The sequence below is a fragment of the Caulobacter sp. FWC26 genome (assembly GCF_002742645.2).
Taxonomy (GTDB): Bacteria; Pseudomonadota; Alphaproteobacteria; order Caulobacterales; family Caulobacteraceae; genus Caulobacter.
In genome coordinates, this window is sequence record NZ_CP033875.1 from 4,211,139 (window position 1) to 4,225,793 (window position 14,655).

The window sequence follows — 14,655 nt, forward strand, 5'->3', positions numbered from 1 at the left end:
AGGGTCGACGGTTTTGATCCGCCTGCGGCGCCCGGGACTCGAACTAGGGCTCGCCCCGAAAGCGCAGCCCCCTTTATCGCTCGCGATAGCGCCGCCCCCAGCCGCGCGCCGAATCGCTCAAGTCCTCTGAACACCCTCGGCAAGACGCACCCCGACCAAAACCCGACACGTTCCGCGCGCCGATCGCGAACGGAATTGGCAGGGGGCGTGGCATTTTATCTTTAATGCGTGAGTAACCGCCCCCATTTGGTCAGTAAGAAAAAATCAGTCGCGCCCGCAACTGAACACATTTGACACACTTCGGGTCGGATAACTCACATCGATTGAGAGCCCACCCAGTGGGGTCATCGACATGTTTCGATAATATTTAACTGCGCTTTGCAGTATCGCCTGAATGAATCGCCAGACTAATGGGATCCGCAGAGCCGTTCGACGCTCACATGGCGGACCGCCGCCAGCAGAGCGTTGAACATCCCAACGAAGTAAACGTCCAAAGCCTCGGCGAAGGCGGGCATGAGGGTCACCGCATTGGCTTTCTGGTCGACAGAAACCAGTCCCGCGTCCTGCAACAGAATCAAAACTCGACGGCAGTGCGGCCTGGATATGCCCAGACGCCTCGCGAGGCTGGACACCGTGATCTCAATCCTGCCCGCCGCGCGAGGCAGCCCCGCCCTGAACGCCGCCTCCGCCAGAGCGTAGCTGAGCATCAGACCCATTGATCGGCGACCGACGCCTCCCATCGGGTCGATGAGCTCCTGATCCAAAGTCGGCGCCGCTAGATGGCTGCTGGCCAGAAAGGCGATGATCCCGTCGAAGATCGCGGGGTCGTCAAAGGCTTCGACTAGGGCGCCGGCGCGGGCGTCGATCATTGCGAGGCTTTGAAGTTCGATCAAATAGCAGGCGCGGAAGGCCTCGATCATCGCTGGCGCCGGGCTGTAGCGCCGTTGCCGTCCTTTCTCAAAGGCGTCGATCGGTACGATCAAGCCTATCGTTTGCATTCGTGAAAGAATGGCAGTGGCGCGGCCGGGACTAAAAAGATCTTTGGCGACGTTTCGAAGACCCCGGTGGTACAGCCGGTCGGTCGAATGCAGATAAAGCGCGAGTACGCCCAGCGCGTAGCTCGGGATGTCGCCGATACAACGGTAGAAGCTAGGGTCACGGTCGAGAAGCGCCAGCGGACCGGTCGTAGAATGGCGTACGGCCGCAGCGAAACCAGGATGCGCGTTGATGGGACAGATGACCGGCCCGTCCGGCGCGCTTGAGACTTGTGATGGGGTGTTCACGTCCTAGTCCACGTCAGCTCCATGTCGCCTACTTCTAAAGAGCAAACGTCACCATGTCGTTGAACCGCCGTGCTCTTTGAGAGCGGGAACATTGAACATGCCCTAAGAGATCTCGGCGATCTGCATAGGCGCGGCTGCCGTACTCCACGTCAATAAGCCGCCTGAACCACCTCCAAGGCCTGGGCCGCCCCACGCCTCTGGGAGGTATCGCTCACGCGAGAATCGTCGATGAGTTCACGGCGGCCCGGCCAGTTCCTCGAAGCTTCCACTTGGCGCTGCGCGTTCGATGAGCCGCGCCAGTTGCGCCACCGCCCCCTCCATGCCCGCCGCGTCGCCGGTGAAGGCCCGCCCGAGGGTCATGCCGCGGATCGCCCAGACGACCATTCGGATCGTCGGCATATCGACGTCCCTGGCGCCGATCCTCTGGGCGAAATTCATGGCCCCGGTCAGCTCAACCTCGGCCTGCATCGGCGTGACGAGCTCAGCCAGTTCCGGATCGCTTCTGGAGGCCACCAGGATTTCGAGAACCGCAACGCCAGACGGGCGGGAGAACACATCCCAAAGCAGCGCTGGCCAGTCGCTTACCCGGGCGCCTGCGCGGCGATCTTGGATGAGCGTTCGGAAGATCTCGGTTTCGCGCTCGAAAACCCAGCGCATGACCTCGGCCATAAAGGCTGCGCGACTGGCGAAATGGTGGTTGATCGTCCCACGCGTCACCCCCGCCTCATCGGCGATCAGGGCTGTATTGGCCCCAGCGCAACCTTATCTGTCGATAGTACGAACAGCCGCCTCGAAGAGGGCCGCGCGCGTCTCAGCGCTACGCTGTTCCTGGGTCCGACGCGGCCGCTTTGGAGGTCGCGCGCTCTGCGCCGTCTCTGAACTCATCCGGCTTTTGTACGCCACGTCAGAGAAGTCTGGAACCTCGCCCGCAGCGCCCCGCGCTCCCTCCCCTGGGGCGAGTGCGCCCCCCAAGCGCGCTCGCCCCAGATCCAATGGCGAATGCCGCTACCCGATGCCCAGAGGCGTAGCGGCGCGCAGGGGTGACGGGGAGGTCATGGCGGACCGCGCCTCGACGGCGCCGATAGCGCCCGCCCGCGCGATCGCGCCGTAGGTCAAGGCCGAGGGCTTGATCATGCGTCGTTGCGTCGAGCGGTCAACGCCAACGATCCCAAACTTGGGACCGTAGCCGGACATCCATTCGTAGTTGTCCAGCAGCGACCAATCGAAGTAGCCGCGCATGTCGACGCCATCGGCGATCGCCCTTTGAAGGTGATCAAGCGACTCGCCGACAAAGGCGCAGCGGCGCTCGTCATCGTCGCCTGAAAAGCCGTTTTCGGTAACCAGCACCGGCGTGCGGCGGGCGTCGCGCACGGCCTCGGCGCCCGGCTCGGCCTGTTCATCCTGCAAGGAGAGCGTGACCCCCACCTGCACGTCAGGCCGCACGGCCTTGATCGCATCTCGACCCGTAGCGTGGGCGCCCAGTCCGTTACGGACCAACGCATCAGGGGGCGTGAACAGGAAATTACTGCTGATCGGCGCGCCGAGCGCCCGCTCTGCAGCGGCGCGCCTAGCCTCCCCTTCAGGACCTGACAGCAGGTCGCGCGCCACGTCGTGAATGATCAGGGGCACGTTCATCTCGTTCATCGAGCAGACGACGACGAGGCCGCGAAGTGATCGCGTCACCGTCTCGCAGTAGCGTGCGAAGAGCGCCGGAAACGCATCGCAGGTCATGCCGCCGCGCCGGGCGAGCCATAGCGGGATCGTAAAATGGTGGAACCGCGGCAATCTTCGCACGGCTGCCGAATGAGACCTCGAGCCGAAAGGAGGCGCTGGCCTGGTTGCTGCCGTTAGCTTCGCTCCCGTAAGCGGGCATTCAGCACGCTGGGCGCCGGGACGGTAGCGAACCAACGCTGCGTTCGACTAGGTTGCTCGGCTGCGGATATAAACGTCTGTTCTTGGGCGGGAGATCGACCGACATCACCCGATCTCCTGCAGACCCATAAGGCGCTGAAGGGGCGCGGCGCCCTCATCCAAAGCCTGTCAGTCGATCGACCGTCCCCGCGCGAGGCGCTGAGTCGGTTAGGGTGAGCGACGCCATAAAATTTCATCCCTTCGCCGCTTAGGCGATTGTTGTTCGGACAGCTCTAGGCCAAGGCTCCTATCACCTTCGGACGAGCCTCTCTTGACCATCGAACAGCTCTGGGCCGTTTCGGCCCTGATCTTCGCGCCCTTTGTCGGCAGCTTCATCGGCCTGCTGACGCTACGCCTGCCGGCGGAGCGTCCTTGGGCGATGTCACGATCAGCTTGCGATGCGTGCGGACGTCAACTGGGCTTGATCGATCTGGTCCCGCTGTTCAGTTTCCTGGCGCTGCGCGGGCGCTGCAGGACCTGCGGAGCGGCCATACCCTGGCGCTACCCCCTGCTTGAGGCCGGATGTCTGCTGATCGCGGCATGGAGCGCGCTCACCTTCTCCGGGGGATTGGTTGCGGTAACCGCGCTTTTCGGCTGGGCGCTGCTGCTGATTGCGACGATCGACGCCGAGCACCTCTGGCTTCCCGACAGGCTGACCCTGCCGTTCGGCGCCCTGGGGGCGATCGCGACGCTCATGATCGGTGAGGTCCCGACCTGGACGCCCTTCGTCGGCGCGGCAGTGGGCTATGGAGGGCTGGCCTTGATCGCCTGGCTTTACAAGCGGGTCCGAGGGTTTGACGGCCTGGGCGGCGGGGATCCGCGCCTGCTCGGCGCGATCGGCGCCTGGGTCGGCTGGCAAGGCCTGCCGTCGGTGCTGATCTGGTCCTGCGTCGCCGGCCTCAGCGTGGCGATCGCGCAGGCGATTGTCCGACGCCGCTTCGCCGCCGACCAGCAGCTTCCGTTTGGAACATTCCTAGCGGTCGGGGCGTGGCTGACCTGGCTCTGGGGCCCGTTACACGCGCTACTTCGCTGACGGAGGGACCAGCCGGCCATCGACCGACCGCCGAGCGCCTGTCGCGTCGCGGACGAAGCCGCTGGCCACCAGGCCCTGGATCAGATCCGGATCCGTCGTTGCGGCAGACATCTCCAGTTGATAGCGGCCATCGCCCTGCACACGGCCGCTCAGCGTCAGGTCCGCGCCTGCGGCCCGCCCGCTGAGCGTGGTGGTCCAGGTGTCGGCGCGGCAGACGGCGACACCGCTGAGCACCGCGCCACGCAAGGGACCATCGCCGATCAGCCGTAGGCGCGTGTCGCCGCCAGCCCGCGCGCACCGTCCGTTCCGAAAGACCGCCGAAACATCTCGCAGGGCGACATCCCCGGTGAGCGGCAGCCCGAGGGGCGCTAGGTCGGCGGAGGTCCGCAGACTGAGGCGCTCTACGCCCTTGTCGCGGCCGCTGAGCAGCAAGGTCGCTCGTTGATCCGAACCCGCCTTGTCATGCCTCAGGCCCATCCGAACCTGACCCGTGACCAGGGCCAAGGGGTTGAGCCCGCCCCTCCAGGTTCCGATCGGAGCGCCCGCGAGGGTCACGTCTTTCAAGCGGCCGTTCCAGACGGCGCCGCTCACGCCCGCCGCGCCGAACGCTTCGGTTCTGGCCAAGCGCTCGGTGAGCAGACTCATCGGCGCGAGCGCCGCGGTCATGATCAGGGTGGCGACGATAAGCGCCGCGATGAGGAATCGATTACTCATGGCGCGGCGCGCGCGAAGGTGATCTCCGCCTCGATGAGACCGTTATCCAGGCGCGAGGCGGTGAAATCGGTGACCTTGACGCCGCCATCGCGCTCCAGGCTCGCGGTCCAGGGCAGGAGGATCTTGGCGTCGATCGCGGAGATCCAGATGGTGAAGCGGCCGTTGGCGTCCTGGCGGTGGCGTGAGATCGGGAGGCCGACCTTGCTCGCGGCGGCCTCGACCACCGCCTGCGGCGCGGCGCCGCCCGAGGCGGCTGACCGGCTGGCGCCGGCCGAAAGACCCCGCAGGGTGGCCCATTGAACCGAGGCCTTTTCAACGCGAACCCGCGCGGCCTGTGACGTGGCCATCAGCGGCGTGATGACGCCATACCAGCCCAGCACCGCGACGAGCGCCGCGGTCATGACCGCCAGCAGGACCTGCTCGCGTCCGGTGCGCGCCGCCCACCAGAGACGGGCGGCTTCGAGTCGTCCGTTCACGGCTTTCTCCTCACGATGAGATCGCTGCTGATCCGCCCGCCCTCGCTGGCGGTGCTTTGCTCGGTCAGCTCCAGGCCAAACCGCTTGGCGGCCATGCGCAGTTGGTCCATGTCCGAGTAGTTGGCGTAGCCGATCGTCGAGCGGATCGCCCCCTCCTCGCCATAGACCAGAGTGTCCAACGTCACACCGGGGACGGACTCGACCATGCCGAGATAACTGGCGGCGAGCGCGCCGAACCCTTGACCGCTCTGACTCGCAGCCAGCCGAGTCAGGGCGTAGCCCGTCGCGTCTTCATAACGGGAGGCTTGCGGCACGAGCGAGACCGCCAGCTTGGCGGCGCGGCGCTCCAGGCCGTTGGCCGTCCACTGGTCATGGGCGATCTGCACGATCAGCAGCAACAGTGGCGAAAGCACCGCCGCCGCCGCCAGGATCGCCAGGCGCTTCATACCCTTTTGCTCGCCAGGCCGGCGGACGGCGAAGCGCCCTTGCAGCAGGTTGATGGCCGGGGAGCGCGCACCGGCGATCAGTTGAGCGTCGAGCGCCTTGCCGTCGAGGATGCGGTGCTCGCGCCCGTCGAGCAGCAGGGCCGCCAGTTCGGGATCTGCGCTCAGCGCCTTGCCCGGTTCGCGCAACGCCAACCGCCGCCCCAGCCGCCCCACCACCAGGACGCCGTCTTCGGTCTCGGGCAATAGAAGATAGTCGGGAATGACGGCATCGACGGAAAGTCCGTACGCCTGGGCGGCGTCCAGCCAGGCCTGTAGCGTGCGCCGGGCAGTCCAGGCCACGAGCGTTCGACCCGCCTGATCGGCATCCCCGACGGCGATATGCAGGTCATCGCCCCCAAGGGCGACTTCGTCCTCCAGGCGGAAGGCGGCCGCCGATCGCGCCTGGGCCGGGCTGCCGAGCGGCAGGTCCATCCAGCGCGCCACGACGTCCTCGCCAGGCGCGACCAGGATCACCGGGCCGACGTCGTCGAGACGCTCGTCAGGCGCCAGCGGCCGCCGCGTGGCCGACAGGCCAAAGTCCTGAAGAAGTTGCGCCGGCTCGTCGGGTGCGGCGGGCAGGATTAGAAGGCTGAGCAAGGTCATTCGTCGGGCGTCCAACGTCGGGCGGCCAAGATCACCTTGTTGGCCGACGGCGTTTCGAAGAGGGCGGTCATGAACACCGGCATGTCGGCGAAGACGACTTGGCTGTCCAAGGCGAAGTACCGGGTGCGGAACTTGATCTGGTCGCGCACCACGTCGCCGGGCGGCGTGGCGACCAGGGCTTGCTGGCCCCAGAACGCCTGGGCGTCGGGCCAGCCCGCGGCGGGGCGGCTGTGGAGCACGCTGGCCGCCGTCTCGCGGCTGATGCGCCCCTCGGTCAACGCTGTCAGCAGGAGCGCGCGTTCGGGCGGGAGGGTGTTGACGTTGATGGGCGACAGGTCCGTCGTCGGCAGGGCGCAGACATAGGGACGAAGCGCGGCGTAGACGCCGGGCGTGAAGCCACGCACCGCCCGGAGCTCGCTCACCTCGGCCAGAGGCCCGCCCGCAGTCCTGTAAGGCTGCGCCAGCTTCGCATAGCCCGGGTCTTCCGCGTCGGTGCGGCCGACATCGTTGCTGTCCATCCACTCTGCGAGATTTTCCGCGAGCTCCGGCCCGCCGGAGACCCCCACCAGGGACAGCAAGGTCGTGAACTGCCGAACCCCCAGCTCGCGCCGGCGGAAAGGCTCGCCCTGGTTGGCCTCGACCACGCTATTGAGGTTGAAGCAGCCCGTGGCGTCGGTGACCTTCGCCTCCATGCGGCCCTGGTCGATCGGGAACGCGATCACCCGCCCGTTCCAGCCGCCCTCAAGCGTGGTCTTGCCCGCGTCGCGCTCCATCAACTGAGCGATGCGGGTGCGGGCCAGTTGTTCAGCGCCCAGGGCGTACCATTGAGCCTGGCTGGCGATCCGCGCGTTCAGCGTGCGGCGCACACCGAACCGGATGTCGTCCAGAACGCCGACCGCGATCACCGAGATCACCGCGACCATCAGCATGACGGTCAGCAGCGCCGCGCCCTTCTCGTCCTCCCGCTTCATCGCCCCTCTCCCGAGGTGAGGAAGAGCTGGTCGATGTCACCCAGGTCCTTGAGCTTCACGTTCAGGCGCACGGCGGTCGGAATGTCCGCCCCCGCTTCGCCCCGCCACGTCGGACGCCAGACGCCGTCGAACAGATATGCGGACTGGACGCTCTCCACGTCGGTCATCAGCACCTGGGCGGGTCCGAGCCGGGCGCCGTCCAGCGCGGGGCGGGTCCGGCGCTCCAGACGTCCCTCCACCAGCGCGTACTCCACATACTGCATCGAGGCGCGCGGCGCCTGGTCGGGATTCTCGTAGCCGCGACGCGTGAAGGCCAGCAGGGGGCCGCCCGCCACCCAGGGGCTGACCCCCGCGAAAGCGGTTAGCGCCGGGACGCCGTCCTCGCCGCGCGTCCGGCGTGTCGCCGCCTGTGAGAGATCGGCCTTCACGATAGCCCGCATACGCTGCAACTCGGCATAACGCTCCACCCGAACGCGGACGGCGCTCTGGTTGGTAAGCGTCGAGTTCATCACCGCGACTCCGGCGGCGGTGATCAGCGCGAAGATCAGCAGCGCCACCATCATTTCGATCAGGGTGAAGCCCTTCATCGCGCGGCCCTGAACAGGGTCACCGCCGCAGCCGGCTGGCGGGATGTCGGCGCCATGACCGCGATGTCGACCCGCAGGATCGAGGGATCGTCGGTGCGGCTGACTTGGCGAGTCCACAACCACGGGCGGCCAGCGACCCGTTCAGCTCCGGAGACGCGGCCCAAGGCCGGCGGCGCCACGCTGGTCACCGCCTCGATCGCGCGGTTGTCCAACACCACCTCGGCCAGGATGCGATCCTGCAGCCGACCGCTGGCGCGCGTGTTCTCGCCCGCCAGGTTCAAGAGCGCCAACACCGCCAGACTGAAGATCGCCAGGGCGACCAGCAGCTCGATCAGCGTGAAGCCGGCTTCAGAGCGTCTGGGCGGCATGGACAGCAACATTTCCGGCGACATCGACGCTGACCACATAGCCAGAACCGCCGCGCCCCAGGCTGAACTCGGCCCCATTGGCCTGGCCGGTTGGCTCAAAAATGACGGCCCCCGCCCCATCGCGGCTGGCGACCCGAGTGTCTTCCACCCACGCCGTCGTCACGAATGGAGCCTTGTCCAGCGCCCGCCACCCGCGGCCGTCCCGGATGTCGAACCGATAGTCGGCGGACGAGACCTCGACCCTGACCTGGCGATTGGTGAGCAGGGATTCCTCACGCGCGCGCAGCAGCCGCGCGGCGAACCGCGCGCTCTCCTGCGACAGCGACATCTTCCCGTCAGGCAGGGTCAGGATCACCGCCGTGGCCAGCAGGCCCATGATCATCAGCACGACCATGAGCTCGACCAGGGTGAAACCCGCCCGCGCGACGCGACGCCTCTTGGCTCGTCTGGCGTCAGCTCCAGTTGCCAATGTCTGCGTCCTTGCCCTCACCGCCTTCGCGGCCGTCCGCGCCGAACGAGTAGACATCGATCGCGCCGTGCGCGCCGGGCGCGCGGTACTGGTAGTCGTTACCCCAAGGGTCCTTGGGCAGGCGGCGGATATAGCCGCCTTCACGATAGCGATCGACCTGGGTCAGGCCCGCTGGCGGGGCGACAAGGGCCGACAGCCCTTGCTCGGTCGTCGGAAATGAGAAGTTGTCCAGACGATAGCTCTCCAGCGCCTGTTCCAGGACGGACACGTCGGCGCGCGCCTTACCCTTCATGGCTTTTTCCTGGTTGGGCAGCACGTTGATCGCCACGACCGTGGCGAGAAGACCCAGGATGACGATGACCACCATCATCTCCACCAGCGTGAAACCGGCCCGGCGGGCCCGGCGGCGTCTCGTCTCGGGATCGAGGTTCGGCATGACTTGGCTTCCTAGTTCAAGGCCAGATTGTTGATCTGCAGGATCGGCAGCAGGATCGACAGCACGATGGTCGCCACCACCCCGCCCAGCAGCACGATGATGGCCGGCTCCAGCAGGCTGAGCAGCGTGGCCGTGAAGGTCTCGAACTCACGTTCCAGATAGTCGGCCGCGCGCATCAACATCGCTTCGACCCGCCCACTGCTCTCGCCGCTGGCGGTCATGTAGACGAGCACCGGCGGAAAGACCTCGGCCCGGCGCATGGCCACCGACAGCGCGCCGCCTTCGCGGATGGCGGCGATCATGTCGTCGAGCGCGGCTTGCAGCACGGCGTTGCGCACCGTGCCGGCGGTCAGCATCAGGCCCTCCAGCACCGGCAGTCCGCTGGCGACCATGGTGGCGAGCGTCCGGGCAAGTCTGGCGGCATGGACGTCCCGGATCAGGCGGCCGATCATCGGCAGGCGCAGCAGCCAGCGATCCACCGCCAGCTTGAAGGGCCGATGACGCAGGGCGCGAAGAAAGGCGAACACCGCGATCGCAGCGCTGACGACGATCAACCAGCCGAAGGTCTGGAGACCGGTCGACAGGCCGATCACCAGGCGCGTCAGCAGCGGCAGGGTCTGGCCCATCGAGTCGAACTGCTCGACCACCTTGGGAATGACGAAGACCATCAGGGCCGCGACAACCAGACAGGCGACCACCGCCAGAACGATCGGATAGACCAGAGCCGTGGTGATCTTGGCACGGACCTGTTGCTGTTGCTCCAAGAGGTCGGCAAGGCGATCCAGGATCGCCGGCAAGGCGCCGGACGACTCGCCGGCCGCCACCATGGCGCGGTACAGTGGCGGAAACGCCTTGGTGGGACGGGCCATCGCGTCCGAGAGCCGATAGCCCTCCAGCACGGCGGCATGAACCTCGCCGATCACCTGCTTCAGCTTCGGCTTGTCGGCCTGCAGGGCGATCGTGCGCAGCGCTTCTTCCAACGTCGAGACCGAGGTCAGGGTCGCCAGCTGGCGCGTGAACATCGACCGGTCCTTGGCGCTCAGGCCCTGGCCGAAGGCCAGACGCCCCGCGCTGACCGGCTTGGCGACCGAGGCCATGATCTTGACCGGCGCCAGGCGCTTGCGTTGCAGCTGTTCGGCGGCGGCGGCCTCGTCGACGGCCCTCAGCTGGCCCCGGCGCGTCCGGCCGGCCAGATCCAGCGCCACATAGTCAAAGGTCGCCATCGCGCGCCCCTTGGCCCGTGATCCGGAGCGCCTCCTCCACCGTCGTCAGGCCCGCCAGAACATAGGCCCGCGCCTCCTGCCCCAGGCGGCGATCCAGACCCGCCTCGGTGATCTCCTGCTCGCTGGCGTTGCCTCCGATCAGACGGCGCAGGTGGTCGTCGACGCGCAGAGCCTCATAGACACCGATCCGGCCCTGATAGCCGGTGTGGCCGCAGTGGGCGCAGCCGACGGGGCGATACAGAATCTCGCCCTCAGGCAGCCCCACCAGAGCCGCCGTCGCGGCGTCGGCGGGTTCGGGCGTGCGGCAATGCTCGCACAGGCGACGCACCAGCCGCTGGGCGATCACGAGGCGCAGGGTCGAGGCCAGCAGAAAGGGCTCGACACCCATGTCGCGCAGGCGCACCACCGCGCCCGCCGCGTCGTTGGTATGGACCGTCGACAACACAAGGTGACCGGTCAAACTGGCCTGGACGGCGATCTGGGCGGTCTCGGAGTCGCGGATTTCACCGACCATCACCACGTCGGGGTCCTGGCGCAGGATGGCCCGCAGGCCCGCCGCGAAGGTCATGCCGACCTTGGTGTTGACCTGGGTCTGGCCGATGCCATGCACGGCGTACTCGACCGGATCCTCGATGGTCAGGATGTTGCGGCTGTTGTCGTTCAACACGGCCAGGGCCGCGTAAAGCGTCGTCGTCTTACCCGAGCCGGTGGGTCCGGTGACCAGGATGATCCCATGCGGCTCGCGCACGGCCGTCTCCAAAGCGCTCAGCACGTCGGGCGACATGCCAAGATCGGTCAGGCGCAGGCCGGCCTGGTCCTTGTCGAGAATCCGCATCACCACCCGTTCGCCCATGCGGGCCGGCAGGGTCGACAACCGGACGTCCAGGCTCTTGCCGCCCAGGGCCAGCGAGATCCGGCCGTCCTGCGGGACGCGCTTCTCGGCGATGTCCAGCTTGGCCATGACCTTGACCCGCGACACCAGCATCGCGGCGATGCGGGGCGACAGGCTCAGCACCTCGGTCAGCACGCCATCAATCCGAAGCCGGACAATCAGCGCCTTCTCGAAGGGCTCGATATGGATGTCCGACGCGCCCAGGCGCACGGCCTCGGCGATCAGGCCGTTGATCAGGCGAATGACCGGCGCGTCGTCCTGGGGATCGAGCAGGTCGGCCGCGGCGGGCATGTCCTCGAGCAGGAGGCCCAGGCCGCCCTCCAGATCCAGGCTGTCGGCGCTTGAGGCGGTGGCTAGGCCCGCGCCCGCATAGACCTCCGAGAACTTGCGATCGAACACCGGGGCGGTCATCGGCTCGATCGCCAGCGGCGCGCCGACCGCCCGCCGGATCTCGACCAGCGCCATCGGGTCATAGCCCTCGCGAACGCCGATCACCGCTCGCTCGCCCAGGGACAGCAGGACCACCCCGTTTCGCTTGGCGAAACCGTAGGCGAGCATCGGCATGGTCATGGCGTCGTCGCCGGCTTGCCGGCGGTCGGCGAGACGTTAGCGGGCGCCGGCGCCCCGACCGGACGGGCCACGTTCAGGTAGTCGCGCATCACCGCGTCCAACGAGTTATCGCCATCCTGCGTGGTCATCGGCGGCAGGTTGCGCATGTAGTCGTAGCGCGGCGCGGTCAGGTCGCGCGCGTCGGCGCTGCTGCGGATGATGCGGGGCCGGATGAAGACCATCAGGTTGGTCTTCTTGTGTTCGCGCGCCGTGCTCCGGAACAGGGCCCCGAGACCGGGAACATCCCCCAGGCCGGGCGTGCGCTGGGCCGACTGGGTCTCCTGCTGGTCCAGCAGGCCGCCCAGCACGACGATGTCGCCGTCGTCGACCAGGGCCGTGGTCTCGATCTCGCGCTTGTTGATGATCAGCTCGCTGGAGCCGACGCTGACGGGCCCCGCGACGCTCGACACTTCCTGTCGCAGGAACAGGGTGATGCCGCCGCCCGCATTGATCTGCGGCTTGACCTCCAGCTGGATGCCGACGTTCTGGCGCTGGATGGTTCGGAAGGGGTTGGCGTTGGAGTCGCCCAGCACTTCGCCCGTCGTGATCGGCACTTCCTGGCCGACCAGAATACGGGCCTCTTCGTTGTCCAGCGTCATGATCGACGGCGTCGACAGCAGGTTGGAGCCCGTGTCCTTCTTCACCGCATTGATGATCGCGCCGAACAGCGCGTCACCACTGCGACCGTAGACGCCCGAGGTGACGCCCGATGCGGTCAGCAGGGAGCTGATGGCCGCGTCGCGCATGGACTTCAGCCCATCACTGTCGGCGCCGCGGGTCGTGGTCGCCGCCGCGCCGACGAGCGGCAGCAGGCTCGGCGTGGCATTGGTGTAGTTGGTCGCGACGAAGGGAATGGTGCCGTTGGTCCCGCCGAGCAGGAACTGCACGCCCAGCTGCTTGGCGGTTCCGTCGGTGACCTCGACGACGATGGCCTCGACCAGAACCTGCTCCCGGCGAATGTCCAGCTGGCGAATGACCTCGGCCAAGGTGCGCTGGGTCTCGGGCGGCGCGTTGATGATCAGGGCGTTGGCGCCGGGAAAGCGCGCGATCGTCGCCTGGGCGCCATTGCTCGGCGCGACGGTGGCGGCCGGGGCGGTCGCTGGAGTCGACGGAGCCGGCGCTCCGGTCGTGGCCCGTGAACCGCCAAGGCTCCGCGACGCGCTCGTCGTCGACGAGACAGCCGTCTGCCCCACCAGTTGTTGCAGCACGGGCAGCATCTGCTCGGCGTTGGCGTGACGCAGGAAGACGACGCGCACGTCGTCGCTGGACTCGGCGCGACGATCAAGGTCGGTGATGATCGGCAGCAGACGCTGAACGGCGTCGGGATCACCGCGGAGCAAGACCGAGTTGCTGCTGTCGACCGGGACCACGGTGACGGCGCCCCGGCCGCTCTTGCCCTCCGCCCCCGGCGTGGCGAGCATGTCGTTCAGCACCTGGGCGATCTCGCGGGCCGAACTGTGGGTCAGGGTGACGGTGTGAACCGTCGCGCGGTCCTGATCGACCTGGGCCAGGAGACCGCGGATACGACGGACGTTGTCGGCATAGTCCGCCACCACCACGGCGGCGCCGCGCGGGTTCGCCACGACCTGACCCTGCGGTCCGACCAGCGGCTTGAGCATCTCGACGGCGCTGGCCGCGTCCAGGGTGCGCAGTCGGAACACCTCGGTCGCGAACTGACCACCGGCCGCCGACGGCTGTCGGGCCGCGTTCTCGGAAGGCTCGATGCGGTAGGCGCCATTACCGGCGGGGGTGGCCACGAAATTGTTGGCCCGCAGCGTCGCCAGGAACACCTCGAAGAGTTCGCGACGGTTCAGCGGGCCGTTGCTCGCCACGGTCACGGTTCCCTTGACGCGCGGATCGATGATGAATGTCGTGCCGGTGGACTTGGCGACGTCCTGAATGAACACGCGAATATCCGCGTCCTGGACATTCAGCAGCTGGGTCTGGGCTCGGGCGAGCGCGGGCGGAAGCACGGCGCCGCCCAAGACCAGGGCCGCAGCGGCGGCGGCCAGAACAGAACGCGACGGATGGACCTTGGTCATTGGGACACCGGGAAGGAAAGGGTCGCGCGCGCGCCGCCACGGGAGAGCTCGACGTGATCGGCCGCGACGGAGGCCAGGGTGACGCCATCCGCGATGGTCTCGCCGACGGTGTAAGACTTTTGCACGCCGTCGGGTCCCGCGATGATGGCGGAGCCGCCGCCCGGCCCCCCGGACCTCACGCCGAAAAGACGGAAACCATCGATGGCCGAGCCGCCGACCGCCCCGCGCGTCGCGCCGAACGCGTCGAACCGGGCCAGCACGCTGATGTCCACGGGACGGTGAGAGGCCTTTACCGGCGGCGAGACTACACCGACCGGCGCGGCGACGATCCAGACCAGACGCGCCGCCTGCACGGCGAGCAGCAGCACCAGCAGAACCTCGAGCGCGAGGATGATCCTGGGACCGGGCGAACGGGGAAGGTCAGGGAATGACAATGGGGTCCGCCAACGGATCGCTTACGGTCGAAGCGATGTAGCGCGGCGGCGCCGCAGTTCGGCGACGGTTTGACTACAGAAATATGACAAACGCTCCCGGTTCGGATGATCCGAGGCGA

At 67.4% G+C, this 14,655-nt stretch carries 15 protein-coding genes and 1 pseudogene; 1 reads left to right on the forward strand and 15 read right to left on the reverse strand.

The features are described from left to right. Nucleotides 1-407 precede the first annotated feature (407 nt). The 3 genes and pseudogenes from CSW63_RS21670 to CSW63_RS21680 all read right to left on the reverse strand — a co-directional run bounded on the left by CSW63_RS21670 (nt 408) and on the right by CSW63_RS21680 (nt 3,014). The gene (locus tag CSW63_RS21670) at nt 408-1,283 is read right to left on the reverse strand and encodes a hypothetical protein (RefSeq protein ID WP_127847004.1); all 876 of its coding nucleotides are present in this window, start codon (nt 1,281-1,283) and stop codon (nt 408-410) included. 234 nt (nt 1,284-1,517) lie between these two features. Beyond that, nucleotides 1,518-2,027: pseudogene (locus CSW63_RS21675) on the reverse strand (TetR/AcrR family transcriptional regulator); the annotation flags it as partial. Between the two features lie 261 nt (nt 2,028-2,288). Continuing rightward, nucleotides 2,289-3,014, reverse strand: a complete 726-nt coding sequence (locus tag CSW63_RS21680) for a family 1 glycosylhydrolase (protein WP_062098821.1) — start codon at nt 3,012-3,014, stop codon at nt 2,289-2,291. A 451-nt stretch (nt 3,015-3,465) separates the two neighbouring features. Between CSW63_RS21680 and CSW63_RS21685 the strand changes: the two genes are divergently transcribed. Further along, the gene (locus CSW63_RS21685; RefSeq protein WP_062098823.1) at nt 3,466-4,227 is read left to right on the forward strand and encodes an A24 family peptidase; all 762 of its coding nucleotides are present in this window, start codon (nt 3,466-3,468) and stop codon (nt 4,225-4,227) included. Here the strand turns inward: CSW63_RS21685 and gspN are convergent. From gspN to CSW63_RS21745, 12 genes are read right to left on the reverse strand one after another with little or no spacing between them, the layout of a single operon-like run. Beyond that, nucleotides 4,216-4,941, reverse strand: a complete 726-nt coding sequence (gene gspN, locus CSW63_RS21690) for a type II secretion system protein N (RefSeq protein ID WP_062098825.1) — start codon at nt 4,939-4,941, stop codon at nt 4,216-4,218. The genes CSW63_RS21685 and gspN overlap by 12 nt on opposite strands. Then, complete coding sequence (locus CSW63_RS21695; protein ID WP_062098827.1) at nt 4,938-5,417, reverse strand: type II secretion system protein M; 480 nt, start codon at nt 5,415-5,417, stop codon at nt 4,938-4,940. The genes gspN and CSW63_RS21695 overlap by 4 nt, the downstream gene beginning before the upstream one ends. After that, nucleotides 5,414-6,520 (reverse strand): type II secretion system protein GspL, encoded by a 1,107-nt coding sequence (gene gspL / locus CSW63_RS21700; RefSeq protein ID WP_062098828.1) that lies wholly within the window; start codon nt 6,518-6,520, stop codon nt 5,414-5,416. The genes CSW63_RS21695 and gspL overlap by 4 nt, the downstream gene beginning before the upstream one ends. Then, nucleotides 6,502-7,476: a type II secretion system minor pseudopilin GspK gene (gspK, locus tag CSW63_RS21705; RefSeq protein ID WP_062098830.1), complete on the reverse strand. Its 975-nt coding sequence runs from the start codon at nt 7,474-7,476 to the stop codon at nt 6,502-6,504. Before gspK ends, gspL begins: the two co-directional genes overlap by 19 nt. After that, nucleotides 7,473-8,063: a type II secretion system minor pseudopilin GspJ gene (gspJ, locus tag CSW63_RS21710; protein ID WP_062098833.1), complete on the reverse strand. Its 591-nt coding sequence runs from the start codon at nt 8,061-8,063 to the stop codon at nt 7,473-7,475. Before gspJ ends, gspK begins: the two co-directional genes overlap by 4 nt. Continuing rightward, nucleotides 8,060-8,443, reverse strand: a complete 384-nt coding sequence (gene gspI / locus CSW63_RS21715; RefSeq protein WP_082749690.1) for a type II secretion system minor pseudopilin GspI — start codon at nt 8,441-8,443, stop codon at nt 8,060-8,062. Before gspI ends, gspJ begins: the two co-directional genes overlap by 4 nt. Continuing rightward, a complete protein-coding gene (locus CSW63_RS21720) occupies nt 8,412-8,825 on the reverse strand; it encodes a GspH/FimT family pseudopilin (RefSeq protein WP_062098837.1) in 414 nt (137 codons plus the stop codon). Before CSW63_RS21720 ends, gspI begins: the two co-directional genes overlap by 32 nt. Nucleotides 8,826-8,883: 58 nt before the next feature. Then, a complete protein-coding gene (gspG, locus tag CSW63_RS21725; protein WP_062098839.1) occupies nt 8,884-9,336 on the reverse strand; it encodes a type II secretion system major pseudopilin GspG in 453 nt (150 codons plus the stop codon). A gap of 11 nt (nt 9,337-9,347) precedes the next feature. Then, nucleotides 9,348-10,559 carry a type II secretion system inner membrane protein GspF gene (gene gspF, locus CSW63_RS21730; RefSeq protein ID WP_062098841.1) on the reverse strand — a complete coding sequence of 404 codons (1,212 nt, stop codon included), beginning with the start codon at nt 10,557-10,559 and terminating at the stop codon, nt 9,348-9,350. Continuing rightward, entirely contained in the window at nt 10,546-12,021 is a 1,476-nt protein-coding gene (gene gspE, locus CSW63_RS21735) for a type II secretion system ATPase GspE (protein WP_099502986.1), read from the reverse strand. Before gspE ends, gspF begins: the two co-directional genes overlap by 14 nt. Next, nucleotides 12,018-14,102, reverse strand: a complete 2,085-nt coding sequence (gene gspD / locus CSW63_RS21740; RefSeq protein WP_062098844.1) for a type II secretion system secretin GspD — start codon at nt 14,100-14,102, stop codon at nt 12,018-12,020. The genes gspE and gspD overlap by 4 nt, the downstream gene beginning before the upstream one ends. Next, nucleotides 14,099-14,536 (reverse strand): type II secretion system protein N, encoded by a 438-nt coding sequence (locus CSW63_RS21745; RefSeq protein WP_062098846.1) that lies wholly within the window; start codon nt 14,534-14,536, stop codon nt 14,099-14,101. The genes gspD and CSW63_RS21745 overlap by 4 nt, the downstream gene beginning before the upstream one ends. Nucleotides 14,537-14,655 lie beyond the last annotated feature (119 nt).